At 43.1% G+C, this 24,591-nt stretch carries 28 protein-coding genes; 26 read left to right on the forward strand and 2 right to left on the reverse strand.

The features are described 5' to 3' along the window. The first annotated feature begins 1 nt into the window (after position 1). From secY to carB, 26 genes are all read left to right on the forward strand, one after another. Positions 2–1,288 carry a preprotein translocase subunit SecY gene (gene secY, locus BLS16_RS13675; protein ID WP_034598215.1) on the forward strand — a complete coding sequence of 429 codons (1,287 nt, stop codon included), beginning with the start codon at positions 2–4 and terminating at the stop codon, positions 1,286–1,288. Between the two features lie 15 nt (positions 1,289–1,303). Continuing rightward, positions 1,304–1,945: an adenylate kinase gene (locus tag BLS16_RS13680; protein WP_092334072.1), complete on the forward strand. Its 642-nt coding sequence runs from the start codon at positions 1,304–1,306 to the stop codon at positions 1,943–1,945. Positions 1,946–1,950: 5 nt separating this feature from the next. Further along, complete coding sequence (gene map / locus BLS16_RS13685) at positions 1,951–2,697, forward strand: type I methionyl aminopeptidase (protein WP_034598211.1); 747 nt, start codon at positions 1,951–1,953, stop codon at positions 2,695–2,697. A gap of 38 nt (positions 2,698–2,735) precedes the next feature. Beyond that, positions 2,736–2,954, forward strand: a complete 219-nt coding sequence (infA, locus tag BLS16_RS13690) for a translation initiation factor IF-1 (protein WP_007778476.1) — start codon at positions 2,736–2,738, stop codon at positions 2,952–2,954. Between the two features lie 21 nt (positions 2,955–2,975). Next, entirely contained in the window at positions 2,976–3,089 is a 114-nt protein-coding gene (rpmJ, locus tag BLS16_RS13695) for a 50S ribosomal protein L36 (RefSeq protein ID WP_007778480.1), read from the forward strand. A 92-nt stretch (positions 3,090–3,181) separates the two neighbouring features. Further along, complete coding sequence (gene rpsM, locus BLS16_RS13700; protein WP_034598209.1) at positions 3,182–3,553, forward strand: 30S ribosomal protein S13; 372 nt, start codon at positions 3,182–3,184, stop codon at positions 3,551–3,553. An 18-nt stretch (positions 3,554–3,571) separates the two neighbouring features. Further along, positions 3,572–3,961, forward strand: coding sequence for a 30S ribosomal protein S11 (gene rpsK, locus BLS16_RS13705; RefSeq protein ID WP_007778485.1), 390 nt, complete (start codon positions 3,572–3,574; stop codon positions 3,959–3,961). Positions 3,962–3,972: 11 nt separating this feature from the next. Next, complete coding sequence (gene rpsD, locus BLS16_RS13710) at positions 3,973–4,602, forward strand: 30S ribosomal protein S4 (RefSeq protein WP_034598206.1); 630 nt, start codon at positions 3,973–3,975, stop codon at positions 4,600–4,602. A gap of 71 nt (positions 4,603–4,673) precedes the next feature. Further along, positions 4,674–5,621, forward strand: coding sequence for a DNA-directed RNA polymerase subunit alpha (locus tag BLS16_RS13715; RefSeq protein WP_014901258.1), 948 nt, complete (start codon positions 4,674–4,676; stop codon positions 5,619–5,621). A gap of 26 nt (positions 5,622–5,647) precedes the next feature. Then, positions 5,648–5,986 carry a 50S ribosomal protein L17 gene (rplQ, locus tag BLS16_RS13720; protein WP_034598204.1) on the forward strand — a complete coding sequence of 113 codons (339 nt, stop codon included), beginning with the start codon at positions 5,648–5,650 and terminating at the stop codon, positions 5,984–5,986. Positions 5,987–6,156: 170 nt separating this feature from the next. Next, complete coding sequence (gene truA / locus BLS16_RS13725) at positions 6,157–6,939, forward strand: tRNA pseudouridine(38-40) synthase TruA (RefSeq protein ID WP_176786170.1); 783 nt, start codon at positions 6,157–6,159, stop codon at positions 6,937–6,939. Positions 6,940–7,106: 167 nt separating this feature from the next. Further along, on the forward strand, positions 7,107–7,538 hold the full coding sequence (rplM, locus tag BLS16_RS13730; RefSeq protein ID WP_014901261.1) for a 50S ribosomal protein L13: 432 nt from the start codon (positions 7,107–7,109) through the stop codon (positions 7,536–7,538). A gap of 17 nt (positions 7,539–7,555) precedes the next feature. Beyond that, on the forward strand, positions 7,556–7,951 hold the full coding sequence (gene rpsI, locus BLS16_RS13735) for a 30S ribosomal protein S9 (protein WP_014901262.1): 396 nt from the start codon (positions 7,556–7,558) through the stop codon (positions 7,949–7,951). 217 nt (positions 7,952–8,168) lie between these two features. Continuing rightward, positions 8,169–8,900 carry an N-acetylmuramoyl-L-alanine amidase gene (locus BLS16_RS13740; RefSeq protein WP_092334076.1) on the forward strand — a complete coding sequence of 244 codons (732 nt, stop codon included), beginning with the start codon at positions 8,169–8,171 and terminating at the stop codon, positions 8,898–8,900. Between the two features lie 116 nt (positions 8,901–9,016). Beyond that, positions 9,017–9,529 (forward strand): helix-turn-helix domain-containing protein, encoded by a 513-nt coding sequence (locus BLS16_RS13745; protein WP_092334078.1) that lies wholly within the window; start codon positions 9,017–9,019, stop codon positions 9,527–9,529. After that, complete coding sequence (locus tag BLS16_RS13750; protein ID WP_092334080.1) at positions 9,526–10,020, forward strand: MltG/YceG/YrrL family protein; 495 nt, start codon at positions 9,526–9,528, stop codon at positions 10,018–10,020. Before BLS16_RS13745 ends, BLS16_RS13750 begins: the two co-directional genes overlap by 4 nt. A 181-nt stretch (positions 10,021–10,201) precedes the next feature. After that, positions 10,202–11,104 carry an arginase gene (gene rocF, locus BLS16_RS13755; protein WP_092334082.1) on the forward strand — a complete coding sequence of 301 codons (903 nt, stop codon included), beginning with the start codon at positions 10,202–10,204 and terminating at the stop codon, positions 11,102–11,104. A 159-nt stretch (positions 11,105–11,263) separates the two neighbouring features. Continuing rightward, positions 11,264–11,827, forward strand: a complete 564-nt coding sequence (locus tag BLS16_RS13760) for an RNA polymerase sigma factor (protein WP_092334084.1) — start codon at positions 11,264–11,266, stop codon at positions 11,825–11,827. Then, entirely contained in the window at positions 11,799–12,263 is a 465-nt protein-coding gene (locus BLS16_RS13765) for a hypothetical protein (RefSeq protein WP_092334086.1), read from the forward strand. Before BLS16_RS13760 ends, BLS16_RS13765 begins: the two co-directional genes overlap by 29 nt. A gap of 133 nt (positions 12,264–12,396) precedes the next feature. Further along, positions 12,397–13,569, forward strand: coding sequence for a M20 family metallopeptidase (locus tag BLS16_RS13770; RefSeq protein ID WP_092334088.1), 1,173 nt, complete (start codon positions 12,397–12,399; stop codon positions 13,567–13,569). A gap of 176 nt (positions 13,570–13,745) precedes the next feature. Then, positions 13,746–14,771 carry an N-acetyl-gamma-glutamyl-phosphate reductase gene (argC, locus tag BLS16_RS13775; RefSeq protein ID WP_092334090.1) on the forward strand — a complete coding sequence of 342 codons (1,026 nt, stop codon included), beginning with the start codon at positions 13,746–13,748 and terminating at the stop codon, positions 14,769–14,771. A 44-nt stretch (positions 14,772–14,815) separates the two neighbouring features. Beyond that, positions 14,816–16,075 carry a bifunctional glutamate N-acetyltransferase/amino-acid acetyltransferase ArgJ gene (gene argJ, locus BLS16_RS13780; RefSeq protein WP_092334092.1) on the forward strand — a complete coding sequence of 420 codons (1,260 nt, stop codon included), beginning with the start codon at positions 14,816–14,818 and terminating at the stop codon, positions 16,073–16,075. Between the two features lie 116 nt (positions 16,076–16,191). Beyond that, complete coding sequence (gene argB / locus BLS16_RS13785) at positions 16,192–17,094, forward strand: acetylglutamate kinase (protein ID WP_052090424.1); 903 nt, start codon at positions 16,192–16,194, stop codon at positions 17,092–17,094. 63 nt (positions 17,095–17,157) lie between these two features. Beyond that, on the forward strand, positions 17,158–18,363 hold the full coding sequence (locus tag BLS16_RS13790; RefSeq protein ID WP_092334094.1) for an acetylornithine transaminase: 1,206 nt from the start codon (positions 17,158–17,160) through the stop codon (positions 18,361–18,363). 78 nt (positions 18,364–18,441) lie between these two features. After that, positions 18,442–19,542, forward strand: a complete 1,101-nt coding sequence (gene carA, locus BLS16_RS13795; protein ID WP_092334096.1) for a glutamine-hydrolyzing carbamoyl-phosphate synthase small subunit — start codon at positions 18,442–18,444, stop codon at positions 19,540–19,542. Continuing rightward, positions 19,532–22,726, forward strand: a complete 3,195-nt coding sequence (gene carB / locus BLS16_RS13800; RefSeq protein ID WP_092334098.1) for a carbamoyl-phosphate synthase large subunit — start codon at positions 19,532–19,534, stop codon at positions 22,724–22,726. The genes carA and carB overlap by 11 nt, the downstream gene beginning before the upstream one ends. 30 nt (positions 22,727–22,756) lie before the next feature. On the opposite strand, the gene BLS16_RS13805 is transcribed toward carB, so the two are convergent. Then, positions 22,757–23,986 carry a cation:proton antiporter gene (locus tag BLS16_RS13805; RefSeq protein ID WP_092334100.1) on the reverse strand — a complete coding sequence of 410 codons (1,230 nt, stop codon included), beginning with the start codon at positions 23,984–23,986 and terminating at the stop codon, positions 22,757–22,759. Further along, complete coding sequence (locus BLS16_RS13810; RefSeq protein ID WP_092334102.1) at positions 23,986–24,486, reverse strand: cation:proton antiporter regulatory subunit; 501 nt, start codon at positions 24,484–24,486, stop codon at positions 23,986–23,988. Before BLS16_RS13810 ends, BLS16_RS13805 begins: the two co-directional genes overlap by 1 nt. Positions 24,487–24,591: the final 105 nt, after the last annotated feature.

Below are 24,591 nucleotides of genomic sequence, written 5' to 3' on the forward strand. Positions count from 1 at the left end.
TATGAGTGTCGATTCCCTGAAGAATGCATGGAATGTAGCGGATCTCAGGAAAAAAATCGGATATACTTTGTTGATGTTCTTGATTTTTAGAATCGGGGCACATATTCCAACTCCCTTTATTGATCGTGAACTTCTAAATCAGATGTTCGGATCAGGAGCCATGATGAACTTTATGGACACGATCTCAGGAGGCTCATTCAAAAGTCTCTCTGTGTTCGCACTTAGCATTACCCCCTATATTACTGCTTCCATCATTCTTCAGCTTTTGACGATCGTCATTCCCACCCTTGAGCGTCTCTCTAAAGAGGGTGACTTTGGACGCAAGAAGATAACGCAGTATACTAGGTATAGTACCGTTGCTCTTGGATTCATCCAAGCCTTTGGTTTAACCTACGGTATACGTGCTGCTGTAAATGTTGCCAGCCCAGCAATGAAATGGCCGACTTATCTACTGATAGCACTTGTACTAACTGCCGGAACAGCCTTTTTAATGTGGCTTGGAGAGGCAATTACCGAAAAGGGGATTGGAAACGGTATCTCTCTAATCATCTTTGCTGGAATTGTTTCTCGTGTTCCTTCTGCACTAGCATCCTTGTGGGAAATGTTAAGAGTTGGAGAGATCAATGCACTGTCGATTATTGGATTGCTCATTATTGTAGTGTTTATTACAGCAGGAGTTATCTATGTTCAAGAAGGGCAGCGTCGTGTAACTGTACAATATGCAAAGAGAGTTGTTGGCCGCAGAGTCTATGGAGGGCAAAGCAGTCATATTCCTCTAAAGGTTAATCAAGCAGGGGTTATTCCGGTAATCTTTGCAATGTCCTTGCTTGCGTTTCCCCAGACAATTGCATCTTGGACGCCAACTTCCGGTTTTGCCAGGTTTGTCAACACATGGTTCAGCATGAATGGCAGTATCACTTCAATCCCTTATCTTCTGCTTTATGGTGCGCTCATCTTATTCTTTACGTACTTCTATACATCTATCACCTTTAATCCGGTAGATGTAGCGGACAACTTGAAGAAGTATGGGGGATTCATCCCCGGCCTCCGACCTGGGCGACCAACGGCAGAATATTTAACAAAAGTATTAAACCGTATAACTCTCGCAGGTGGTTTATTTCTAGCTTTGATTGCAGTCCTACCGACACTAGTTATTGGACTTACAGGACTCAAAAACATCTATTTTGGTGGAACATCCCTTCTGATTGTGGTTGGGGTTGCCCTCGATACGATGAAACAAATTGAATCCCAACTTATGTCGAGGCATTATCAAGGATTTATGAAATAAGAGGAGGAAGAAGAAATGAAGATAATATTAATGGGTGGCCCAGGAGCAGGAAAAGGGACTCAGGCAAGTCCACTAGTAGAGCAGTTTCACTTTCCGCATATTTCTACAGGAGATATGTTTAGAGCAGCTATCAAAGATGGAACTGCTTTAGGTCTTAAGGCTAAGTCTTATATGGATGCTGGTGGCTTGGTTCCTGATGAAGTAACGATCGGGATTGTCGAAGAGCGTTTAGCACTGCCTGATTGTGCAGATGGATTTCTACTAGATGGGTTTCCACGTACACTAGCACAAGGCAGTGCTTTAGCCGATATCTTAGAGCGTCTGGGCATGAAACTCGATGGTGTTATCAACATTGAAGTAGCTGAAGAGGTGTTAATTCCTAGATTAACTGGACGACGTGTATGCAGGCAGTGTGGAGCTTCCTATCACATGGTCTTCAATCCGCCTAAAGAAGAAGGGGTTTGCGGACAGTGTGGAGGAGAGCTTTATCAGCGTTCTGATGACACTGTTGAAACAGCGAAGAATCGCCTAAATGTCTATAACTCACAAACAGAGCCCTTAATCGCTTTCTATGAGGAAAAAGGATTAATTAAGCGAATTAATGGTGACCAACCAATTGATAAGGTACTTCAGGATATTCTGAAAGCCTTGGCCTAATCAGCATGATTGAGCTGAAGAATGCGAGCCAGCTAGTTCTAATGCGTGATGCAGGACGAATCGTGGCTGAAACTCTCGAGTTAATCCGTGAGCACGCTAAGCCTGGAGTTACGACACTTGAACTTGATCGCATGGCTGAAAAATATATACGTGCTCAGGGGGCAATTCCAGCGTTTAAAGGATACAACGGTTTTCCAGCGACGCTTTGCACTTCAGTAAATGAACAGGTAGTTCATGGAATTCCGGGTTTAAGGACTCTAGAATCTGGAGATATTATCAGTATAGATTGCGGTGCGCTTAAAGATGGATTTTTTGGAGATGCGGCTGTGACTCTGCCAATTGGAGAAGTTGGTGCAGACCTCCAAAAACTATTACAAGTCACTGAAGAGTCTTTAATGATGGGTATAGCACAAGTGAAAGTTGGCAATCGCCTTTATGACGTCTCAAATGCGGTTCAAACGCATGTTGAAGCAAATGGGTTTTCGGTAGTGCGCGATTATGTTGGGCACGGGATTGGAAAGGCCATGCATGAGGATCCTCAGATCCCGAATTTTGGCAAACCAGGCCGGGGGCCACGACTCGAGGTTGGTATGGCCTTGGCTATTGAGCCCATGGTAAACATGGGTACGTATGAAGTGCAGACGCTAAAGGATCGCTGGACTGTGGTTACGAAAGATAACCGGCCATCGGCCCATTTCGAGCACACAGTAGCAATTACGGAAAATGGCCTAGAAATTCTAACTCGATGTTAGGTTGGAGGCAGGGAATGCCAGAGGAGGGGTAATTAATTATGTCAAAAGAAGACGTGATTGAAGTTGAAGGCAAAGTCTTGGAGCCGTTGCCAAATGCCATGTTTCAAGTAGAATTGGCTAATGGACACAAGGTGTTGGCACATGTTTCAGGAAAGATTCGGATGAACTTTATTAGAATTCTTCCGGGAGATCGGGTTACAGTGGAGCTTTCCCCCTATGATTTGTCTCGAGGAAGAATCACATACAGGTTTAAGTAATGACCAAAGGGAGGGATTACAATGAAAGTAAAGCCTTCTGTTAAAAAGATCTGTGAAAAATGTAAAATTATTCGTCGCCATGGTAAGGTTATGATTATCTGTGAAAATCCGAAACACAAACAAAGACAAGGTTAATTAGGTTTCGGTTGCGCGGCTGATTGGAGAAAGCTCCAATGCACCGATTTTATATTATTCCAGAACTGAAATAGTGGAGGTGTAAATTTTAGATGGCACGTATCGCTGGAGTTGATTTACCGCGCGAGAAACGCTTAGAGATAGCTCTAACCTATATTTATGGAGTTGGGCTACCTACTTCACATAAGATTCTCGCAAAAACCGGTGTAAGCCCAGATGTCCGAGTTCGCGACTTGTCAGATGACGAGTTAGCCAAACTTCGGGAAGTTATCGATAAAGAGTATAAGATTGAAGGCGACCTGCGTCGCGAAGTTTCCCTCAATATTAAACGTCTTATGGAAATTGGTTCTTATCGTGGCTTGCGCCATCGTCGTGGACTTCCTGTAAGGGGTCAACGCACTAAGACCAATGCCCGCACCCGTAAGGGCCCGGCTAAGACTGTTGGAGCAAAACGTAAAAAGTAATAAGGGGGGATAACCGAGATGGCACGTAAAGTTGTCCGGACAAAGCGCCGGGAACGTAAAAATATTGAAAGTGGAATTGCCCATATTAAATCTACTTTCAACAATACCATGGTGACCATTACGGATACCAGCGGGAACGCACTCTCCTGGTCCAGTGCAGGTTCACTTGGCTTTAAGGGATCTCGTAAGAGTACACCTTTTGCAGCTCAAATGGCTGCAGAAACCTGTGCCAAAGTGGCAATGGAACATGGCTTAAAAGATGTTGAATGCTATGTAAAAGGACCTGGAGCTGGTCGAGAAGCTGCTATTCGCGCTCTGCAAGCTGCAGGATTAGAAGTGAATTTAATCAAAGACGTGACACCGATTCCACACAATGGCTGTCGGCCACCGAAACGTAGAAGGGTATAGGAGGTGTAATCATGGCTAGATATACTGGACCAGTCTGTCGCTTATGTCGGCGCGAAGGAATGAAGTTGTTCCTTAAAGGAGAACGTTGTTATACTGGTAAGTGTGCGATTGACCGTCGTGCTTACGCTCCTGGACAACATGGCCAAGCCCGAGGTAAGAAGCCAACAGATTTTGGTCTTCAGTTGCGAGAAAAACAAAAAGCACGTCGTATTTATGGCGTTATGGAAAAACAATTCCGTAGCTATTTTGACGAGGCTGCCCGCCGCAAAGGGGTAACTGGTGAGAACTTGCTTAGTCTCTTGTCTCGAAGACTAGATAATGTGGTTTTCGAATTGGGATTTGCTTCATCCCGTCCGGAAGCTCGTCAACTTGTTAGCCACGGTCATTTTACCATTAACGGTAAAAAAGTAGATATTCCTTCATATTCAGTACGTGCTGGTGAAGTTATTGCTGTTAAAGAAGGCAGTAAGAGTTCGCCGCGTATGAAACAACTCCTCGAAAACCTGGGTTCTCGAACTGTTCCAGGTTGGTTGAGCTTGGATGCCAATGCTGCTTCTGGAACTGTAGTCGCACTACCAACTCGTGAAGATATTCAACTGCCCATCCAAGAACACCTCATCGTGGAGAAATACTCCCGTTAATGTTGACGTTCAACCCAGCTGGGTAGGATGGTCTGTGTATATCAAGTTCTCGAGAAAGAAGGTGCATTCCGATGTTAGAAATCGAGAAGCCCAGAATCGAGTGTATCGAGCGTTCTGAAGATAACTCCTATGCAAAATTCATTGTTGAACCTCTTGAGCGAGGATATGGAATCACCTTAGGTAATTCTTTAAGAAGGATTCTCCTGTCCTCTCTCGAGGGATCAGCGGTAACATCAGTCAAAATCGAAGGAGTACTCCACGAGTTCTCAACGATTCCGGGTGTTTTGGAAGACGTTACAGACATTATTCTCAATTTAAAGTCTCTTGCCCTCAAAGGCTATACTGATGAACCTAGGGTCATTCGTATCGAGGCACAGGGCGAAGGGGTTGTCACTGCTGGGGATATTTTAACAGACCCAGATATTGAGATATTAAACAATGACTTGAAGATTGCTACATTAGACAAAGATGGCCGTTTATTTATGGAAATGACGGTAGAGCGTGGCCGTGGCTATGTTTCAGCCGACAAAAATAAGAAGCCGGATCATGTCATTGGAGTTATCCCTATTGACTCCATCTTTGCCCCGATTTACAAGGTCAACTATACGGTAGAGGATACCCGGGTTGGTCAGATTACGGACTATGACAAGCTAACCCTTGAAGCATGGTCCAATGGCAGTATTTCACCAGAAGAAGCTACCAGCTCGGCAGCAAAAATCTTAAGTGATCATCTGCGCCTCTTCATGGGTCTCACTGACAAGCTCAACAGCGTTGAGGTTTTGGTAGAGAAAGAAGAGGAAGCCAAAGATAAAATCCTCGAAATGACGATTGAGGAATTAGATCTGTCTGTTCGTTCTTACAACTGCCTAAAGCGGGCGGGAATTAACTCAGTTGAAGAGTTGACTCAAAAAACGGAAGAAGACATGATTAAAGTACGTAACCTTGGTCGCAAGTCTTTAGAAGAAGTGGAATTCAAACTGAAAGACTTAGGTTTGTCTTTCCGGCCGGCTGAAGACTAATTCGGTGCAAAAGGAGGGGAATGTAATTGGCTTACCGCAAGTTAGGAAAAAATACTGGTCATCGCGGGGCAATGTTGCGTAACATTGTCACTTCCCTGTTAAAACATGGACGTATTGAAACGACTGAAGCACGCGCCAAGGAACTAAATGCGATTGCTGAAAAAATGATTTCACTCGGCAAGCAAGGAGATCTGGCTGCTCGCCGTTCAACGATGGCTTATCTCATGGATGAAGATGTTGTAAAGAATTTGTTTGATACTATCGCGCCGAAATATGCTGACCGTCAAGGCGGCTATACTCGGATCATGAGACTCGGCTTACGTCGGGGAGATGCTGCCACAATGGTAATCATCGAACTCGTATAAAATGCGGTACTTTAAGGCCGGGTTGCTTGCAATGGTTGAGCACTCCCGGCCTTTGAGCTGTTTTTAAGGGTCGACCAACAAATGTAATTCATCACACTTACGAATTTGCTCATTGGGCTTGTTGGTTCTTCCACTAAACACCAAAGTAAATTGCGGAGGCTATGCAGAGTATGCGCAACATTCGGTTAAGATTAGCCTATGACGGGACACACTACCATGGCTTTCAGCGCCAAGCTAAGGCATATGGACCTACAATACAGGGAACTCTAGAGTCTGTATGGGCTAAGCTCGTTGAAGAAGAGGTAACACTTGCTATGGCTGGACGAACAGATGCGGGAGTGCATGCCTCTGGACAAGTCGTTAATTATATGACAAGTGCAAGAATTCCTGAAGAGAAAATTCCTAAGGCATTCAATAGTTTGCTTCCAAGAGACATTCGTATACTTGAGGCAGAATGTGTACCCGATGATTTTAATTCACGGTGGTCTGCCAGATGGAAACGATATGACTACTTAATAGATAATAAGTCGATTCCGGATACGTTCCAGCGACTTTATGCATATCATGTTCCTCAGTCTTTAAATGCAGACCGTATGCAGCAGGCGGCTAACTATTTAGAAGGATGTCATAATTTCAAAACCTTCGCGGCTGCCGGTGGAGATAGCAAAAGATTTGAACGAACAATTTATAGATGCAAAGTAAGTCGTGAGGACAAGGGAATGATTAGAGTAAACTGCATTGGTGATGGATTTTTATACCATATGGTACGTATTATTGTTGGAACACTTGTTGATGTAGGAAGAGGTCGTATTCTTCCAGGAGAGATTCCCGACATAATAGCCAGTCAAGAGCGTAGACGTGCTCGCATGGTTGCCCCAGCCCACGGGCTAACCCTTGTGCATGTAAATTATACAAATGAGAGCCCAAGTGCAGTTTTTGAAGAGTTATTCTAGAACTTTCAAAAATAACTTGACATTGTGTTGATTTTTAAATAAAATATCAATATGAGTTTTTATGCCTCGGTTGTGAATTGAGCCCCATGCCCCTGGCATACGCAAGCATGATTGAGCCCCATGCCTGTGAGGAAAAACAGTAAACTTCTAAATTTGGAGGGAAAGTCATGTCCACGTTTTTTGCGAAAGCACAAGACCAGGAGCGTAAATGGTATGTTATTGACGCTGAAGGAATCCCTTTGGGTCGTATTGCTACCGAAGCAGCACGTATCCTGAGAGGTAAACATAAACCGACATTTACCCCTAATGTTGACACAGGGGATCATGTTATTATTATTAATGCTGCAAAGTTAGTTTTAACTGGAAATAAATTAAACGACAAATTGTATCGCCGTCACTCAGGTTTTCCAGGCGGATTAAAAGAAATACCTTACAAAAAATTAATGCAAATTATGCCTGAACGAGCTATGGAACATGCCGTGAAGGGAATGCTTCCTCATAACAAGTTGGGCGCCCAAATGTACACTAAGCTAAAAGTGTACAAGGGGGATACTCACCCTCACCAAGCTCAACAACCTGAAATTTGGACAATTCAGTAGGAAGGAGGACGAAAAACATGGCAACTAAATTACAATATGCAGGGACAGGACGACGTAAAAATGCAATTGCGCGTGTTCGTCTTATTCCAGGTGAAGGGAAATTCATCATTAACAAACGCGAAGTATCTGAGTACTTTGGCAAAAAGACTTTGGAAATGATTGTTCAGCAACCATTTAATATTACTGACACACTTGCTAAGTATGATGTTATTGCTCTAGCTCATGGAGGCGGCACTACAGGTCAAGCTGGCGCAATTCGTTTAGGTATTGCTCGTGCTTTGCTGAAGGCTGATGCTAGTCTTCGTCCAAGTCTCAAGAGAGCGGGTTTCCTTACCCGTGACCCACGTATGAAAGAGCGTCGCAAATATGGCTTGAAGAAAGCTCGTAAGGCGCCACAATTCTCGAAACGTTAATCGTCTGAGAAACATAGATCCCTCAACCGAGCATGGTTGGGGGATTTTTTGTTTTATTCCGACCCATTAGGGTGAATTGATAAAATGGGGCTATAGAGGAGGGTGAAATTTAACATTGAGAAATTAAAAGTTTTGTGAGTTTTATGACAAGCTAGACGAATAATCTAGAGTTCTTCCCCATAAGGTAAACACGGAATAAACTAGGGGGGGAATAGAGATGAAACCGATTTGGGTTGTTAGTATGAAACGACGTAAAATCTTAATTGGCCTGGTGCTAACGTTTTTTGTAGCGGTAACACTGGCAGTTGGATTTCGAGGACAAGACCAAGAAATTTGGAGTTGGACGTTGGGGGATCGTGTTGTAGTGATCGATGCCGGTCACGGAGGAGTTGACCCAGGGGCAGTCGGCATAAGCAAGGTTTTAGAAAAGGATATAACCTTAGGTGTATCCAAACGATTACAGGTTTTAGTTCAGCAAAGTGGTGCTAAGGCAGTTATGGTTCGTGAGGACGACCGAGATTTAGGTACCTCACAAGGACTTTTAAAACGTAAGAGAGAAGATTTAGCCCAACGCATTCAGTTGGCTATGGATACTCAAGCAGAAGTCTATCTAAGCATTCATGCAAACAGCTTTCCAGATCCAAAGTTAACAGGAGCACAAACCTTTTATCATTCCGATTCTCCGGAAGGGAAGCTTCTAGCACAATTCATTCAGCAAGAACTAAATAGTATGACAAATACCAAAAGAGTTGCTAAAGGTAATCAAGATATATATGTCTTAAAAAAGGCAAAGCAAGCAGCTGTTACTGTTGAACTGGGTTTTCTTTCAAACCTTCAAGAAGAGCAGTTACTGACAAATCCAGAATACCAGCAAAAATTGGCAATTGCTATATTCCAAGGTCTAAGTATCTATTTTAGTAAACAAACAGAGACTAATCAACGTAAATAAGAAATGGTGAATAAGAAATTTTGTTGAATATTGTTAGTTTTTGCAGGGAAACTATTTTCTTTCGCGAATGTCTAATAGAGATATTGAATAGCTATTCTTTGAAAGTAGGGGGATTCGTGGATATTTTACCCATATTGTTATTATTACTTGGAGTTGGTTTTATTGTTTTAGGTTGGCGTTGGCAGAATCCGCCCAACGAAGAAGCAATCACAGCTTTGAAAGGGTTAGCTTATTTGAAGAGAGAAATCATTAGAGTTCAAGATCATGTCTATGATCTTGAAGGGAAACTTCTAGAGTCAAAAGTAAAACAAACTAAAGATGTTGAACAAATAGAAGCTATGCTTAAAGAAAAGGAAGATGTTTTGGGGGTACCAAGCCAAGAGAAACTTAAAACTCCTTCAAGAGAAATTAGCGTCCCCAATGACATTTATGTTAGAGAGAAAGTAAAAAGTGCCGAAGCTGATCCTGTTCCGAGTCCTAATCCTAATCTCTCCCCAAAATATCAAGAAGTATTAGAACTTGCAGCCAGTGGGCAAAGGATACCGGATATTGCTTCCCGCTTGTTGTTAAGTCAAGATGCCGTAAAGATGGTTCTGTCAATGCAGCCAAATGGAGGTAAGAATAATTGAAAGTAACACGATCCTTTTGGCTAGGCTTAGGTTCCGGACTTATCTTAAGTGCCATAATCGTAGTGTTCGTTTCTCCTCACCTTAGACTTAATGAGCCATCAAATGTACAAACAGGTATTCAATCCCATACGCAATCGGATATCCAATCTGACAATCAATCCGATCAAAACTCAATGGTTTCAAGTTCAAATACAGAACAGCCATCAGATATTGATCCTCCACAACCAATTAAGACCTCGGAGTCAACACCAAATGACAGCTCCACGAAACCTCAGAGTTCTGCCCAAATAGAGCGAGATTTTGTTATCCCAAAGGGAGCAAATGCTGAAAGAATTGCTGAGTTATTATTTTCAGAGGGTTTTATTCTTGATAAAACTGATTTCTTAAAGGAAGCGCGTCTAAAGCGAGTAGAGCGAAAGTTTCAAGCAGGAACATTCAAATTGTCCGTTGGTCTAACTGTAGAAGAAATAATTAATCGATTATTGAAATAGTAGAAATTTACTCTAGCTGTCAAAACCCAGCTTTAATAAGTCTATGCTTGCAAAGTATTTGCAAGCTTTTTTGTTTTTGGGGAACATTAGATATATAAGAAAGGGCAATAGTAATCAATCATTGGTTCAGAGTCGCCACAAATCATGGAATAAATAATTTAAGTTAGGAAGTATTAAAGCAATGCAAAAAAAAGTAGTTAGAATTATTGGGGTTCCCATTGATTTAGGTGCTGATCGTCGTGGAGTAGATATGGGGCCAAGTGCTATTAGATATGCCGGATTAAACGCCAGATTAAAACGTTTAGGTTGGATTGTCGAGGACTATGGTAATATCGACGTTCCGGTTCCGGAGACGAGAGAAATAAAGGATAAAAAGCTAAAATACTTGGAGGAGATTGTACAAATTAATGAGCAACTTCATCTTATTGTCGCTAAAGCAAAAAAGGATGGTGTTATCCCACTGATTCTTGGTGGAGATCATAGTTTAGGTATTGGAACAATAGCAGGGCTGGCTTTAAGTGAACAGTCCTTTGGACTAATCTGGTTTGACACCCATGGAGATTATAATACCCTCGATACAACAGAAAGTGGCAATATTCATGGTATGCCCTTAGCAATATCTAATGGACTGGGGGCTCCTGAATTAACAAGAATTGGTGGGAATAAGAAAAAGTTGAGAGAGGAAAATACAGTCATTATTGGGGCTAGGGAAATGGATCCCCAGGAAAAAGAATTACTTCGCAGATCCAAAATTAAGGTTTTTACAATGAGAGATATAGATCAGATAGGAATGAAGGAAGTTGTATCCCAAGGAATTAGAATTGCTTCCCAAGGAACGGATGGAGTACATATAAGCTTCGACTTAGATGTCATTGATCCAGAGGAAGCCCCTGGAGTTGGAACTCCGGTACCGGGGGGCATTACGTATCGAGAAGCACATTTAGCCATGGAACTTTTAGCAGACTCGGGGTATATATCAAGTATGGATGTTGTAGAAGTGAATCCAATTTTAGATAATCACAATAAAACCGCTAAATTAGCTGTAGGGCTTATTTGTTCTGCATTTGGAGAGCGAATTTTCTAGACAATTCTTGCCAGTCATCTAGGTCTGGGTTAAAATAAATTTATAATCCATATTGTCTGAAACTTTTAGGGATTGAAAAGCGTATTAGAAGTAAAAGGTTTGGCCGATTAGGAGAGTATCTTAAGGCGTGCCGCGCCCTCTGGATAGGAGCCTAAGAAAATGGAAGATGCCGAAATCATTCGGCAAATACTAGCTGGTTGCCACGAACAATATGCTGTCCTCGTCGAACGGTATCAGGAATCGTTGATTCATTTCTTGCGCCGAATTCTGGGTTCAGAGGAGGATGTATTAGACTGTGCTCAAGAGGCATTTTTAGCAGCCTATCGAAATCTTAATCGGTACTCGAAAGAATATCCGTTTAGAGCATGGTTATATGCCATTGCGCGGAATAAGGCCCTTGATCTGCATCGAAAAAGGCGTAAAGAGATACTTATAAGTATTGACGAGAACCTGGTTGATCATCAACCGTGGCCTGAGGATATTTTAGTGGAAAAGGAACAGGCCAGCATGTTAGCTGATGTCTTGCTTGAACTTCCGGAACAATATACACAGGCGCTCTATTTGCGTTATCATCAGGAACTTTCCTACAAGGAAATAGCTCTTGTGCTAGAGATTCCGGTAAGTCGAGTTAAGACTTATCTACATCGGGGTAAAGAAAAGTTGCGGCAGTGCTTAGAAAGGAGGGAAATCCATAGTGGAGAAGGAAAACCTGCAATGGAGTAAATTATTTACAGATAAACCAATACCCAAAGCAACCTTAGACTTTTTTCAGGCTCAGCTTATGGCTCAAATCGTGGCAAATCCTGTTGATTTTAGAGGTGAGAGTCAGCTTGCTGCGCGCAGGAAATGGGGGTTGGGGTTAGCTTTTAGCTTAATGATTACAGGAGTGTTGTGGACAGTTCTCTGGTTTGGAAGCGAAGTAGTTTTGCAAGGTTTAGTTTTTTTGATCAAAATGTTTGCTGGAATACCTTACGGTTCAGAACTTCAACAATTAGGATTGGGGGTCTTAGGGAACCTAATATATTTTGAAGACCTAAGAAACATGCTAAATCTCTTCTGGGGAGTTGTTTCCTGGCCTTTACTTGGGGTACTGTCTATCATTGCCGTATTTAGAGTTCCAAATAATGTATATAAGAAATCGACCATCAAAGAGGCATAAGGCCAGGAAATATTTAAATAAGCAGGTAGAAATTAAAATAAATAATAATTTTGAAACAAAGCACACTCTTGCTACTCACCTTGGTGATGGATTACCTTACAGATAATGAATTTGGAAGAGAGATGGGTTGCTTATGGATGCAATTAAAGCATTTTTCAGAGATCAGGCCCAGCGTTTAAGCAGAGAAGTATGGGAAGTTGCCCGTCAAATTGGTGAGCGACCTGAGCTTGGTTATAAGGAATACTTTGCATCTGCAAGCTTATGCTCTCTTCTTACCAAACATGGGTTTCATGTAGATTGTGGAATTGCTGGAATGGAGACAGCCTTCTTGGCAAAATTCAAGGGTAAATGTTCCGGGCCTACTATTGCTTATCTGGCTGAATATGATGCTTTGCCTGTGATAGGGCATGGTTGTGGACATAATCTGATAGGAGCGGCCAGCGCTGGAGCTGCCATAACTTTAAGCAAGAGTTTAGAATTAGGCGGGGAGATTCTAGTTATTGGTGCTCCTGCTGAAGAGACGAGTGGGGCAAAAGTAACTTTGGTGGAAAAAGGGATTTTTGAAAATGTTGACGTTGCGATGATGTTTCATCCAGGCAGTCAGAATGTTCCTGTCATTTCCAGCCTAGCCTTAGATGCCTTGGAGTTTACATTTCACGGGCGCTCTGCTCATGCGGTTGCAGCATCTAATTTTGGCATTAACGCTTTAGACGCCATGATAAATTTCTTTGTCGGTATCAATGCTCTAAAGAAGCAAGTCCCCCATGATGTGAAAATTAATGGGATTATAACAGAAGGGGGAACTGCCCCCAATATTATTCCGGAACGTGCTGTTTCTCAATTTTATTTGCGTGCTCGAAAGCGTAAGGATTTAGATGACTTGCGTGAGAAAGTAATTCGTTGTGCCGAAGGTGCAGCGTCTATGGTATCTGCAAAAATGACTTGGCAAAAATTTGAATTCTCATATGATGAAATGCTTACGAATCTTTCATTGGCCGAATGTTTTACTCGTAACCTTGAGGAAATGGGTATTGATAAGATAGCCTCACCTCAGATTGCTATGGGTTCTGTAGATATGGGCAACGTTAGCCGAGTTGTTCCGTCAATACACCCATATTTGACCTTGGGAACAGGTAATGAGATCCCGCATACCCGAGAATTTGCCGATGTGTCACTTTCGTCAAATGGTGAAAGTTTAGTCTTGTTAGCTATGCAGGCGCTGGCTTTTACCGGTTGGGATGTTTCAAGCAATAAGAAGTTGCTGCAGCAGATTAAACGAGAATTTAGTTCGCTGACTCATCGATAAGCATAATCTTGTGTGGAAAATGGAATTATAATTTTATCTATTTGGTCATAAGAGAAGGATAGATTAATGTAATTTAAGAAGGGGAGTCCCCTTTCTTTTTTTCGATAGTGGTTGAATGTTTATGCAACTAAATGTATAATTATTAAAAAGATGACTATAGAGGGAAGGTTCATACTATGAAAGTCGGTATTCTAGGCGCAACAGGATATGCAGGACAGGAATTGGTACGCTTATTACATCGTCATGAAGAGGTGAAGGAGTTATATCTTGGATCCTCTAGTGTAGCTGGAGAAAACTATGATTCAATATATCCACATTGGTTAGATCAAAATATTGGAATTTTAGAAGATGAAAATATACCTGACATGGATGTGCTTTTTTGTGCTCTTCCGCATGGATTGACAGCAGAAAGAACCAGCGCCTTCTTAGAGCGCGGAATTAAAGTAATTGATTTGGGTGCGGATTTCCGATTGCAATCAGCTGAGAGTTACGAGGAATGGTATAAAATAAAACATCCTGCTGCTGAGTTACTCAAAGAGGCAGTTTATGGTTTGCCGGAACTTTATCGTCAAGAGATTAAAGGAAAATCTTTGATTGCTAACCCGGGATGCTACCCGACTGCAACTTTGCTGGCACTTGTTCCCTTACTTCGTAAGCGATTGCTTCAAACAGAGTATTTAATTATTGATGCCAAATCGGGTGTATCGGGAGCAGGTCGAGGAATCTCTTTAGGAATGCACTATAGTGAAGTTAATGAAAACTTTAAGGCCTATGGGGTTGCAAGCCATCGCCATACGCCAGAAATAGAACAAGAACTCTCTCGTGCAGTAGGTTCGCCGCTAACAGTCAGCTTTACACCACATTTAGTACCCATGACCCGCGGCATGCTGGTGACCATTTATGCTAAGGTTTCCGAAGGGGTAGGCGAAGAAGAATTACGAAGTTGCTGGCAAAACCAGTACGAGAACGAGGAATTTGTGCATCTTTTGCCGCCTGGAACCTGGCCACAGACAAAGTTTTCTAGCGGAAGCAACCATGCCTTTTTACAGCTGACCTTAGATAAAAGAACAGGAAATGTGGTTATTGTCTCTACCATTGATAATCTGTTAAAGGGAGCAGCAGGTCAGGCTGTACAGAATATGAACCTTGCCATGGGTTGGCCAGAGGCACAAGGGCTGAAAGGTACAGCCTTATGGCCCTAATCGGTTCTAGTTAATTTAAGAATTGCTAAAGGAGATGTGGTTAAGTGGATGATACAAAGAAAGCTTGGAAGTTGATTAACGGTGGTATAGCTGCCCCAAAAGGGTTTTATGCAGTCGGTGTCCAAGCTGAAATAAAATATAAAGACAAGTTTGATGTAGCCCTTATTTTTTCCGATGTGCAAGCTCAGGCAGCGGGAGTATATACCCGTAATATTGTTAAAGCCCATCCCCTTTATTTAACCCAGCGTCATCTAGAAAATGGATTAGCTCGAGCTATTGTTGTCAATAGCGGAAATGCCAATGCCTGTGTTGGAGAATTTGGTGACCAAACTGCCCAGGCAATGGCTGAAGTAGCAGGGACTTTTTTAGCAATACCAACCGAGGATGTGCTTGTTGCTTCAACTGGCGTAATTGGGGTTAAGATGCCGATTGATCGAGTCTTGAATGGTATACGGGTGGCTAGTTCCTTGTTGCTCAATCATGTTGTCAAGGGAATCCGTGGTCAGAAGGAGGAAGCAGATCAAGCAGCACACCAAGCCGCTCTTGCTATTATGACAACGGATACCATGGTAAAGGAATATGCCTATGAGCTCACTTGTTCTCAGGGCGGAGTCATTCATTTAGGGGCAATTGCCAAAGGATCAGGAATGATTCACCCTAACATGGGGACAATGTTGGGGTTCATAACAACTGATGCCTTGCTTCCTTCGGAGGAATTGCAACAGATTCTGCGGGAAGCGGTTGATGAAAGCTTCAATATGGTGACTGTTGATGGGGATACAAGCACAAATGATATGGTTCTTTTAATGGCTAATGGAGCCTCAGGGATCACTCTGAACGGGGAAGATAGAGCCAATTTTGTGCAAATGGTTAATGCAATGTGCATTGAGCTTGCCAAAGATATAGCCCGAGACGGAGAAGGGGCCAGCAAGTTAATGGAAGTATCAGTTTCGGAAGCTAAAACGAAAGAGGATGCGCGTAAAATTGCTCGGAGTATTTGTGGCTCTAGTTTAGTTAAGGCAGCGCTTTTTGGAGAAGATGCGAACTGGGGTCGAATCTTGACAGCTGCCGGATATTCGGGAGCAGAATTTGATCCCAATAAGGTTGATGTCTATTTAGGAGATCTTATGGTTGCTCAGGGTGGAAAAGGAATTGACTTTTCTGAAGACAAGGCTAAAACAATTTTAGAATTAAAAGAGGTCAAAATAAGTATAAATCTTCACGATGGGAGAGAAGAGGCAACAGCATGGGGTTGTGATCTTACCCACGAGTATGTGACTATAAATGGGAGTTATAGAACTTAATTCAGAGATATTGAAACAAGGCTAATGCTAATTTTAAAACTGACCTTGTGGAGATAAGAATTATCACTAGAAAAAAGAAGTTAAAAAGTCATGATTCGAAGTTGGAGGTGGAAGAAATGACCCCGATGGAACAAGGATTAGGAAAAGCCCGTGTTTTAGTAGAAGCCCTTCCCTATATCCAGAAATTTGCGGGAAAGACCGTGGTGATTAAGTATGGGGGCCATGCTATGGTTGATCCTGTTTTGAAAGAGTCGGTAATGTTAGATATTCTTCTTTTACATTCTGTAGGAATTCGCCCGGTTCTTGTACATGGTGGAGGACCGGAGATAAATTCTATGTTGAAGAAGGTCGGAATTGAAAGCCAATTTGTCCAAGGATTAAGAGTAACAGATGCGCAGACTATGGAGATTGCCCAAATGGTCTTACTCGGCAAACTAAATACAGAGATGGTCTCTCTTCTCAATCGTTTTGGAGGGAAGAGTGTGGGGTTGTCCGGGAAGGATGCCAATCTGCTTATGGCTGTTAAGAAACCGATGCAGATGCCTAACAGTTCAGGGAAAATGGAAGATATTGATTTAGGACTTGTGGGCCAAATTCAAAGTGTTACCCCGGATATTTTAAATACTTTGCTGGGACAGGGTTACATTCCAGTCATCTCTCCGGTTGCCAGTGGGGAAGCAGGGGAAACCTTCAATGTTAATGCCGATACTGCAGCGGGGAAAATTGCTGAAGCCCTTAAAGCTGATAAACTGCTGCTCTTAACGGATGTGCGTGGAATCCTAAGAGAGGTTTCTAATACAGATTCTCTAATTTCAACGATTTCCAGGGGGGAAGTAGAAACCCTGAAAGCTCAAGGGATCCTGAGCGGAGGAATGTTGCCTAAGGTTGAATGTGCAATCTCGGCCTTAGACGGCGGAGTTGGCAGTGTACATATACTGGATGGGCGGCTAAGTCATGCAATTTTACTGGAATTGTTTACAGACGGTGGAATTGGCACGATGTTCAAAGGGGATGCTTGAGAGACTTATGTCAATTTCGAGATGGATTTAAAGGATAGGAATTTCGCGATTGGGGGTTATGATATGTTAGAGGGTATTACAACTGAAGCGATTGTAGAGCGAGGAAAAAATGTCGTAATGAATACCTATGGCCGTTTACCCATGACCATGGTCAAAGGGGAAGGGGCTTGGGTTTGGGATTCGGATGGCAAGCAATATTTAGACTTTGTGACGGGTTTGGCCGTTAATTCCCTGGGGCATAGCCACCCTGCGATAGTCCGCGCTATTGAAGAGCAGGCTAAAGAAATATTGCACACTTCAAATATTTACTGGATTCCAAATCAAGTTGCTTTGGCAGAACGGTTGGTGAAGCATTCCTTTGCCGATAAGGTATTCTTTTGCAATAGCGGTGCTGAGGCTAATGAAGCAGCTTTTAAACTTGCTCGCAAATATGCTAAGAAGAATTTTGGGGAGCACAAATATGAGGTAGTTTCACTGGAAAACTCCTTTCACGGGCGAACATTAGCTACCCTTACCCTTACTGGTCAAACAAAATACCAGCAAGGATTTAATCCCCTCCCTAATGGCTTCAGCTATGCAGCCTTAAACGATATTGAAGATTTACGGTCAAAGATTAATAATAATACCGCAGCAGTTTTTATTGAGCCTATTCAAGGCGAAGGAGGAGTGATCCCCGCTTCGGTTGAGTTCCTTCAAGAGGCACGGACTTTATGTGATCAGTTTGGAGCGTTGCTGATATTTGATGAGGTTCAGTGTGGTGTCGGACGAACCGGAAAGCTCTTTGCCTATGAGTGGAGCGGAGTGGTTCCGGATATTATGACTTTAGCTAAAGCTTTAGGGGGCGGAGTGCCGATAGGAGCAATGTTAGCTACCGATAAAGTAGCTCAAGCTTTTCAGCCCGGAGACCATGCTTCAACCTTCGGAGGAAATCCGCTAGCCACGGCAGTAGGTTGTGCTGTCTTAGATATAATGCTCGAAGAGGGTTTCTTTGAAGGAGTTAAAGAACGTTCCGAGTATTTTCGTCAAGGACTCGAGGACTTAGCCCAAAAATATCAAACAGGTGGATCGGTTCGAGGCCAGGGATTTATCTTAGGATGGCCGGTTTCTAAGCTGGGCCCGGAAATTGTGGAGACTTGTTTGCAAAACGGACTGCTAATCAATTGTGTTGGAGGAAAGATCTTACGTTTCCTGCCCCCTCTTATTGTAGAAAAACCAGTCATTGATAAAGCCTTAGGAATTTTAGATGATGTCCTAGCTAAAATCTGGTAGAAAATCGACTATCAGGGATCTGAGCAAGGGCTGAAAAGTTAAGAATCTTTTAGATAGAGGGTCAGAGGAGGGATGGGAATGAAAGCAGCATTGGTACTTGAGACCGGGAAAATTTTATTGGGAGAGTCTTTTGGAGCAACAGGAGAGTCTTTTGGAGAAGTTGTCTTTAACACGGGAATGACTGGTTATCAAGAAGTGTTAACCGATCCGTCATATGCGGGGCAAATAGTGTGTATGACCTATCCACTGATTGGCAACTATGGTATCAACAGAGTTGATGATCAATCGGAAAAACCCCAGGTGCAAGGCTTTATAGTAAAAGAAGCTGCTCGTAATCCAAGTCATTGGCAAATGGAAAAAAATCTTTCCAGGACATTGGCACAATCTGGAGTTGTGGGGATTAAGGGAATTGATACTCGTGCGTTAACTCGCATTATACGAGAACACGGAGTATTACGCGGGATAATTACTACGGAATTAGAAGGTTTGCAGGAAATCGTCTCGCGCTTAAACAACTTGTCTGTTCCGACGGATGTTGTAGCGAGAGTCAGTACCTCAAAGACCTATACACTCCCTCCTATGTCAATGGAGAAAGAGATATTGCATGTCGTGGTTATGGATTTTGGAATTAAGAGAAACATTTTGCAGGCAATGCAAGAAAGTGGCTTTCGTCTGACGGTTGTTCCCCATAATACCCCCACCGAGAAAATCCTAAATCTGCAACCAGATGGTGTCTTTCTCTCCAATGGGCCAGGGGATCCAAAGGAGGTTGCAACAGGGATAAAAACAATTCAAGGATTAGTGGGTGAACGTCCTATCTTTGGCATTTGTTTAGGGCATCAGCTCTTATCCCTGGCCTTAGGGGGAGATACATATAAGATGAAGTTTGGACATCGGGGCGGTAATCAACCGGTACAAGACTTAACGACTAAGCGAGTGACTATTACTTCGCAGAATCATGGTTATGCTATTTCAGAAAAAAGTTTGGAGCAAACTCCACTCTATGTAACCCATCGCAACCTTAATGATCAAAGTATTGAAGGGGTAAAACACCGTGATTTACCTGTCTTTTCAGTTCAATACCATCCGGAAGCCGGGCCCGGACCCAGTGAATCCCTCTATCTTTTTGATGAATTCGCACAATTGATGCAGGAATGGAGGGCTGGTTATGCCTCTTAATCCGGCGTGGAAGAAGGTTCTTGTCATTGGATCCGGTCCAATAGTTATTGGGCAAGCAGCTGAATTTGATTATGCCGGGACTCAAGCCTGCAGAGCCCTGCGTGAAGTAGGTCTAGAGGTGGTGCTGGTTAATAGTAATCCTGCAACCATCATGACGGATGTTCAAACTGCTGATATTACCTATATTGAACCATTGCTGCCCGAAGTATTGGAAAGGATCATCAGCAAAGAGCATCCGGATGCTTTGTTGCCGACCCTGGGAGGGCAAACAGGTCTAAACCTGGCCATGGAACTGGAGCGTAAGGGGATTTTAGAACGTTACGGAGTAGATCTTATTGGTTGTAACTCTGAGACGATTTACAAAGCAGAAGATCGTGATGCCTTTAAGGAAACCATGGTTTCTCTTAGGGAGCCCGTAGCCGAAAGTGTCATCGTAAATAGTTTAGAAGAAGGGGAGGCCTTTGCTCGTAAGCAAGGTTTTCCGCTGATTGTTAGGCCGGCTTATACCCTGGGTGGGACAGGCGGGGGGATTGTTAAAACCTCCAAACAATTAGAGGAAATTTTGCAAAAAGGACTGCAGGCCAGCCCCATCGGCCAGTGCCTCTTGGAGAGAAGTGTTGCCGGTTGGAAGGAAATTGAATATGAAGTCATGCGAGATGCTGCTGATAATTGCATTACAATCTGCAACATGGAGAATATCGATCCGGTAGGAATACATACTGGGGACAGTATCGTAGTTGCTCCATCACAGACCTTGACAGATGTTGAGTACCAGATGCTGCGGGCTTCATCCTTAAAGATTATTCGAGCCTTAGGAGTGAACGGTGGATGTAACGTTCAATTTGCCTTAAATCCGGTTAGTCGGGAATACGTAGTCATTGAAGTTAATCCTAGGGTTAGTCGATCGAGTGCCCTTGCTTCTAAAGCCACGGGCTATCCTATTGCCAAAATGGCAGCTCTTTTGTCCGTGGGCTATACCCTTCCCGAATTGACGAATCCGGTGACCGGGCATACGAGTGCCTGCTTTGAACCTGCCCTAGATTATGTCGTGGTTAAGTTTCCGCGGTGGCCTTTTGATAAATTTCCGGCAGCAGATCATCGTCTAGGGACACAAATGAAAGCCACCGGAGAAGTCATGGCCATGGAAAGAACCTTGGAAGCGGCTCTCCTAAAGGCTACCCGCTCTTTGGAAGTTGGCACTGTTGGTCTTAGGATTAAGGCTTCCGGGGGCTGGACAGAAATGGAGATTGAAGACAAGTTGACTTCGGCTGACCATGAGCGGTTTTTTGCAATTCCTGAAGCCTTTCGCAGAGATTGGACCATATTAGAGGTTCAAATGCTTACGCAGATTGATCCTTTCTACTTGTATAAAATTAAAGAGCTTGTCTTACTTGAACAGCGACTGCAAAATGAACCTTTGACCACCGAACTGCTGAGCTTAGCAAAAGTCCTAGGGTTCTCCGATTTAGCAATTGCCAAGCTTACTGGGCGTTCAGAGGAAACGGTACGAGCTATGCGTATGGACTCAGGGATTATTCCTGTCTATAAGACCGTTGATACCTGTGCAGCAGAATTTGCCTCCTCAACCCCTTATTACTATTCAAGCTATGAGGAAGAAGATGAGGGCAAGATAAGTAATGGTTCTAAAGTTGTCGTCTTAGGTTCAGGACCGATCCGAATTGGGCAAGGGATTGAGTTTGACTATTGCTCTGTTCATGCACTGTCTGCTTTGCAAGAAGCGGGTGTAGAAGCTATTATGATCAATAATAATCCGGAAACAGTGTCTACTGATTTTGACATTGCCGATAAGCTTTACTTTGAGCCGTTGACCATAGAGGATGTACTGCATGTCCTAAATAAAGAAAAAGCGGATGGAGTTTTAGTTCAATTTGGTGGACAGACGGCCATCAATTTGGCTGGACGATTAAAGCTTGCCGGAGTTCAAGTGCTAGGAACCCCTGTCGATGCCATTGATATGGCCGAGGATCGAGAACGTTTTGCCGAGCTTTTGTGTCGTTTAGATATTCCACAATCTGAAGGACGAAGTGTTACTTCGGTTAGTCAGGCCAAAAAAGTTGCTGAGGAACTGGAATTTCCGATGATCGTCAGGCCGTCCTATGTTATCGGAGGACGGGCTATGCAAGTAGTCGAAAATCTGGATCAATTAGAAGATTACTTAAGACGAGCAATTCACCTCTCTCCGGAACATCCAATCCTCGTGGATCGGTATTTAGATGGCAAAGAAGTAGAAGTCGATGCAGTGTCAGACGGTGAGACGACTGTGATAGCGGGCATTATGGAGCATATCGAACGGGCTGGTGTCCATTCAGGGGATAGTTTAGCTGTTTATCCACCCCAGAGCTTGACGCCTTCTGAAATAGATCAAATTCAGGATTTCACCTGTCGTTTGGCGGAGGGAGTCGGGATCAAAGGACTAATTAATATTCAATTTGTGGTTGTGCGCGGTAAAGTATATGTCTTAGAAGTAAACCCTAGAGCAAGCCGGACAGTGCCGATTCTTTCTAAAGTAACCGGAATTCCTTTAGTCAATTTAGCGGTTCAAGTTTCTCTCGGCAAGACCTTAAAGGAAATGGGCTATACCCATGGTCTTGCTCCAGAAGTGCCCTTTGTAGTCGTTAAAGCCCCAGTCTTTTCTTTTGAAAAGTTGACGAAAGTCGAAACATCGCTGGGCCCCGAAATGAAATCTACCGGAGAGGTTATGGGAATGGATACACAATTTGGTCATGCCCTGGCGAAGGCTTTTGCTGCCTCTCGGATTCCTCTGCCCGAGGACGGAAATATTTTAGTCTCTGTAGCAGAAAAGGATCGCCCTGAAGCGATTACTCTCGCTCGCCAATTGGCTCAGCTAGGGTTTGGAGTTAAAGGGACTGGGGATACTGCTAAAGCTTTAGCCCTGTGTGGAGTAGAAGTGGAAGTTGTGAATGAATCCAGCGAGGCTCTTCAAGAAGCAGTCCGCCAGAGAGAATTCTCCTTCATCTTAAGCACTTCTACCCAAGGAGCACCGGAAAGAACCGGTTATCTCTTAAGGAGATTAGCGGCTGAACACGGAGTACCCTGTTTCTCATCAATGGACACAGCCAAAGCAGTGGTTCGTGCACTCCAAGAGATTCGCAGTAATACGGTGCCTCAAGTACTTTCGTTACAGGAGTATTTGGAGATATAAAATGAAAAGTACAGGTCAATGAGCGTTAGCTCATTGACCTGTACTTTTTCTTGATTTTCTTCTTTCTGGAATTTGGGGCCATTTCAGTAATGGCCTTAACCTGTTATAGACCCAGCGTGATTCCTTCGTTAACAGAGGTCCCAGAATGGCAAGGATGAGAACATACAAGGCAGCGAATGGTTGCAAGGCAGCTAATAATCCGCCAGATTTCGCAAGGGTAGCTAAAATGATAGAGAATTCACCTCTCGAAATAATTGATAAACCAATGTTTAGTGAGGCTTTGTGTGATAGACGAGCTTTTCTTCCTGCCCAAACACCAGAGACAACATTTCCTAAGAGGGTTAAAATAACAGCAATGACCGCCGGCCAAACGGCCCCGCCCAAAGCAAAGGGGTCAATGCTTAGGCCAAAACTAAAGAAGAAAAGGGCCCCAAAGAAATCTCTGAATGAAACAATTAAATGCTCTATGCGTTCGGAGTGTTCCGTTTCTGCCAGCACAAGACCTATGAGCAAGGCTCCTATGGCCTCAGCAATGTGCAAAGTTTCAGAAAAACCAGCTACCAAAACTAAGATAGCGAAAACTACAAGCATAAAGGTTTCATCTGAAGGAATGTCCAACCAACGGTCTAGCTTGGGAACTAACTTGTGCCCCAAAAACAAAAAACCACCTATAAATAAAAGAGCCATCAATGCACTAAGTATTATATCCGAAATGGAAGTGGAACCAGCAAGAACTAGTCCGGAAACAACCGAGAAATAAATAGCCACAAAGACATCTTGAAACATCATCAACCCTAAAATTATCTCGGTTTCATCATTGGCTGCTCTCTTTAAATCAACAATGACTTTTGCCACAATTGCACTGGAGGAAATAGTCATAATACCTGCTACAACAAGTATTTCCTTAAGTGGCCAACCCAGGAGTAAAGGAAATATTATAGCTATGGACAAATTTATAACCATATAAATTGTTCCGCTTCTAATGATAGAAGGCCCAGCTGTTAAAAGACGTTTTATGGAAAACTCCAACCCAAGGGAAAACAGAAGGAACAGAACCCCTAAACGTCCCATAAACTCAATTAATGAAGCACTATGGATAAATCTAAAGTCTAAAGGGCCGATGTGAGGCGCCTGTGGGCCAACGATCATGCCTGTCAGAATTAGAATTGGTACGATAGAAATCCGGAGTTTACCGGCAAGAAGTCCTGCGCCTGCAATTAAAGCAAGAGCTAGGCCAATCTCCAGTATTAGGTGCTCCATTATTTTATACTCCCATGTAATAATAGATGTTTACAGGCTTTAACTTGGTTTTTATCACCAATAATCACTACTGTAGAGCCATCTCGGAATGAGGCCTCGGGACCAGGATTGACGGTTTTGTTCTGATCATGGTCAACTATTGCAATAATCGTTCCTCCCGTAACTTGCCGAACACACAAATCTTTAATGGTTTTGCCAATTGCATAGGCATCCGGTTCAATTTTGTGCCACTCTATAACCATATCCCCTAAGGCAATATCCACAGTCTCTAATGCTTTGGGGCGATATGTCATCCCCCCGAGTATAGCCGCTATGCACCGTGATTCTTCGTCATCAAGTGTTACCATGGAGATAGAATCATCAGGATCTTCGCGGTAAAAGTGATAAATCTCTCTTCGCCCGTCATCATGTACGACTATGACGATTTTCTCTCCGCTGCGTGCAATAAGTTGAAATTTCTTACCAATACCGGGTAGATCTGTTTCTTTAATTTGTTTCATAAATATACCTCCATATGGTTACTTAAAAATGGCGAAGCACCTAATTTATAAATGTAGTAGTTTCAAGATCTGTGATTTTGTATTGATTATGATCACATTCATTTC

This window comes from Desulfosporosinus hippei DSM 8344, from assembly GCF_900100785.1.
GTDB lineage: Bacteria > Bacillota > Desulfitobacteriia > Desulfitobacteriales > Desulfitobacteriaceae > Desulfosporosinus > Desulfosporosinus hippei.

What these genes read in the sequence shown, in the direction of transcription:
- secY (WP_034598215.1), top strand. Translation starts at nt 2, where the DNA reads ATGAGTGTCGATTCCCTGAAGAATGCATGGAATGTAGCGGATCTCAGG.
- BLS16_RS13680 (WP_092334072.1), top strand. Translation starts at nt 1,304, where the DNA reads ATGAAGATAATATTAATGGGTGGCCCAGGAGCAGGAAAAGGGACTCAG.
- map (WP_034598211.1), top strand. Translation starts at nt 1,951, where the DNA reads ATGATTGAGCTGAAGAATGCGAGCCAGCTAGTTCTAATGCGTGATGCA.
- infA (WP_007778476.1), top strand. Translation starts at nt 2,736, where the DNA reads ATGTCAAAAGAAGACGTGATTGAAGTTGAAGGCAAAGTCTTGGAGCCG.
- rpmJ (WP_007778480.1), top strand. Translation starts at nt 2,976, where the DNA reads ATGAAAGTAAAGCCTTCTGTTAAAAAGATCTGTGAAAAATGTAAAATT.
- rpsM (WP_034598209.1), top strand. Translation starts at nt 3,182, where the DNA reads ATGGCACGTATCGCTGGAGTTGATTTACCGCGCGAGAAACGCTTAGAG.
- rpsK (WP_007778485.1), top strand. Translation starts at nt 3,572, where the DNA reads ATGGCACGTAAAGTTGTCCGGACAAAGCGCCGGGAACGTAAAAATATT.
- rpsD (WP_034598206.1), top strand. Translation starts at nt 3,973, where the DNA reads ATGGCTAGATATACTGGACCAGTCTGTCGCTTATGTCGGCGCGAAGGA.
- BLS16_RS13715 (WP_014901258.1), top strand. Translation starts at nt 4,674, where the DNA reads ATGTTAGAAATCGAGAAGCCCAGAATCGAGTGTATCGAGCGTTCTGAA.
- truA (WP_176786170.1), top strand. Translation starts at nt 6,157, where the DNA reads ATGCGCAACATTCGGTTAAGATTAGCCTATGACGGGACACACTACCAT.
- rplM (WP_014901261.1), top strand. Translation starts at nt 7,107, where the DNA reads ATGTCCACGTTTTTTGCGAAAGCACAAGACCAGGAGCGTAAATGGTAT.
- rpsI (WP_014901262.1), top strand. Translation starts at nt 7,556, where the DNA reads ATGGCAACTAAATTACAATATGCAGGGACAGGACGACGTAAAAATGCA.
- BLS16_RS13740 (WP_092334076.1), top strand. Translation starts at nt 8,169, where the DNA reads ATGAAACCGATTTGGGTTGTTAGTATGAAACGACGTAAAATCTTAATT.
- rocF (WP_092334082.1), top strand. Translation starts at nt 10,202, where the DNA reads ATGCAAAAAAAAGTAGTTAGAATTATTGGGGTTCCCATTGATTTAGGT.
- BLS16_RS13760 (WP_092334084.1), top strand. Translation starts at nt 11,264, where the DNA reads ATGGAAGATGCCGAAATCATTCGGCAAATACTAGCTGGTTGCCACGAA.
- BLS16_RS13770 (WP_092334088.1), top strand. Translation starts at nt 12,397, where the DNA reads ATGGATGCAATTAAAGCATTTTTCAGAGATCAGGCCCAGCGTTTAAGC.
- argC (WP_092334090.1), top strand. Translation starts at nt 13,746, where the DNA reads ATGAAAGTCGGTATTCTAGGCGCAACAGGATATGCAGGACAGGAATTG.
- argB (WP_052090424.1), top strand. Translation starts at nt 16,192, where the DNA reads ATGACCCCGATGGAACAAGGATTAGGAAAAGCCCGTGTTTTAGTAGAA.
- BLS16_RS13790 (WP_092334094.1), top strand. Translation starts at nt 17,158, where the DNA reads ATGTTAGAGGGTATTACAACTGAAGCGATTGTAGAGCGAGGAAAAAAT.
- carA (WP_092334096.1), top strand. Translation starts at nt 18,442, where the DNA reads ATGAAAGCAGCATTGGTACTTGAGACCGGGAAAATTTTATTGGGAGAG.
- carB (WP_092334098.1), top strand. Translation starts at nt 19,532, where the DNA reads ATGCCTCTTAATCCGGCGTGGAAGAAGGTTCTTGTCATTGGATCCGGT.
- BLS16_RS13805 (WP_092334100.1), bottom strand. Translation starts at nt 23,986, where the DNA reads ATGGAGCACCTAATACTGGAGATTGGCCTAGCTCTTGCTTTAATTGCA.
- BLS16_RS13810 (WP_092334102.1), bottom strand. Translation starts at nt 24,486, where the DNA reads ATGAAACAAATTAAAGAAACAGATCTACCCGGTATTGGTAAGAAATTT.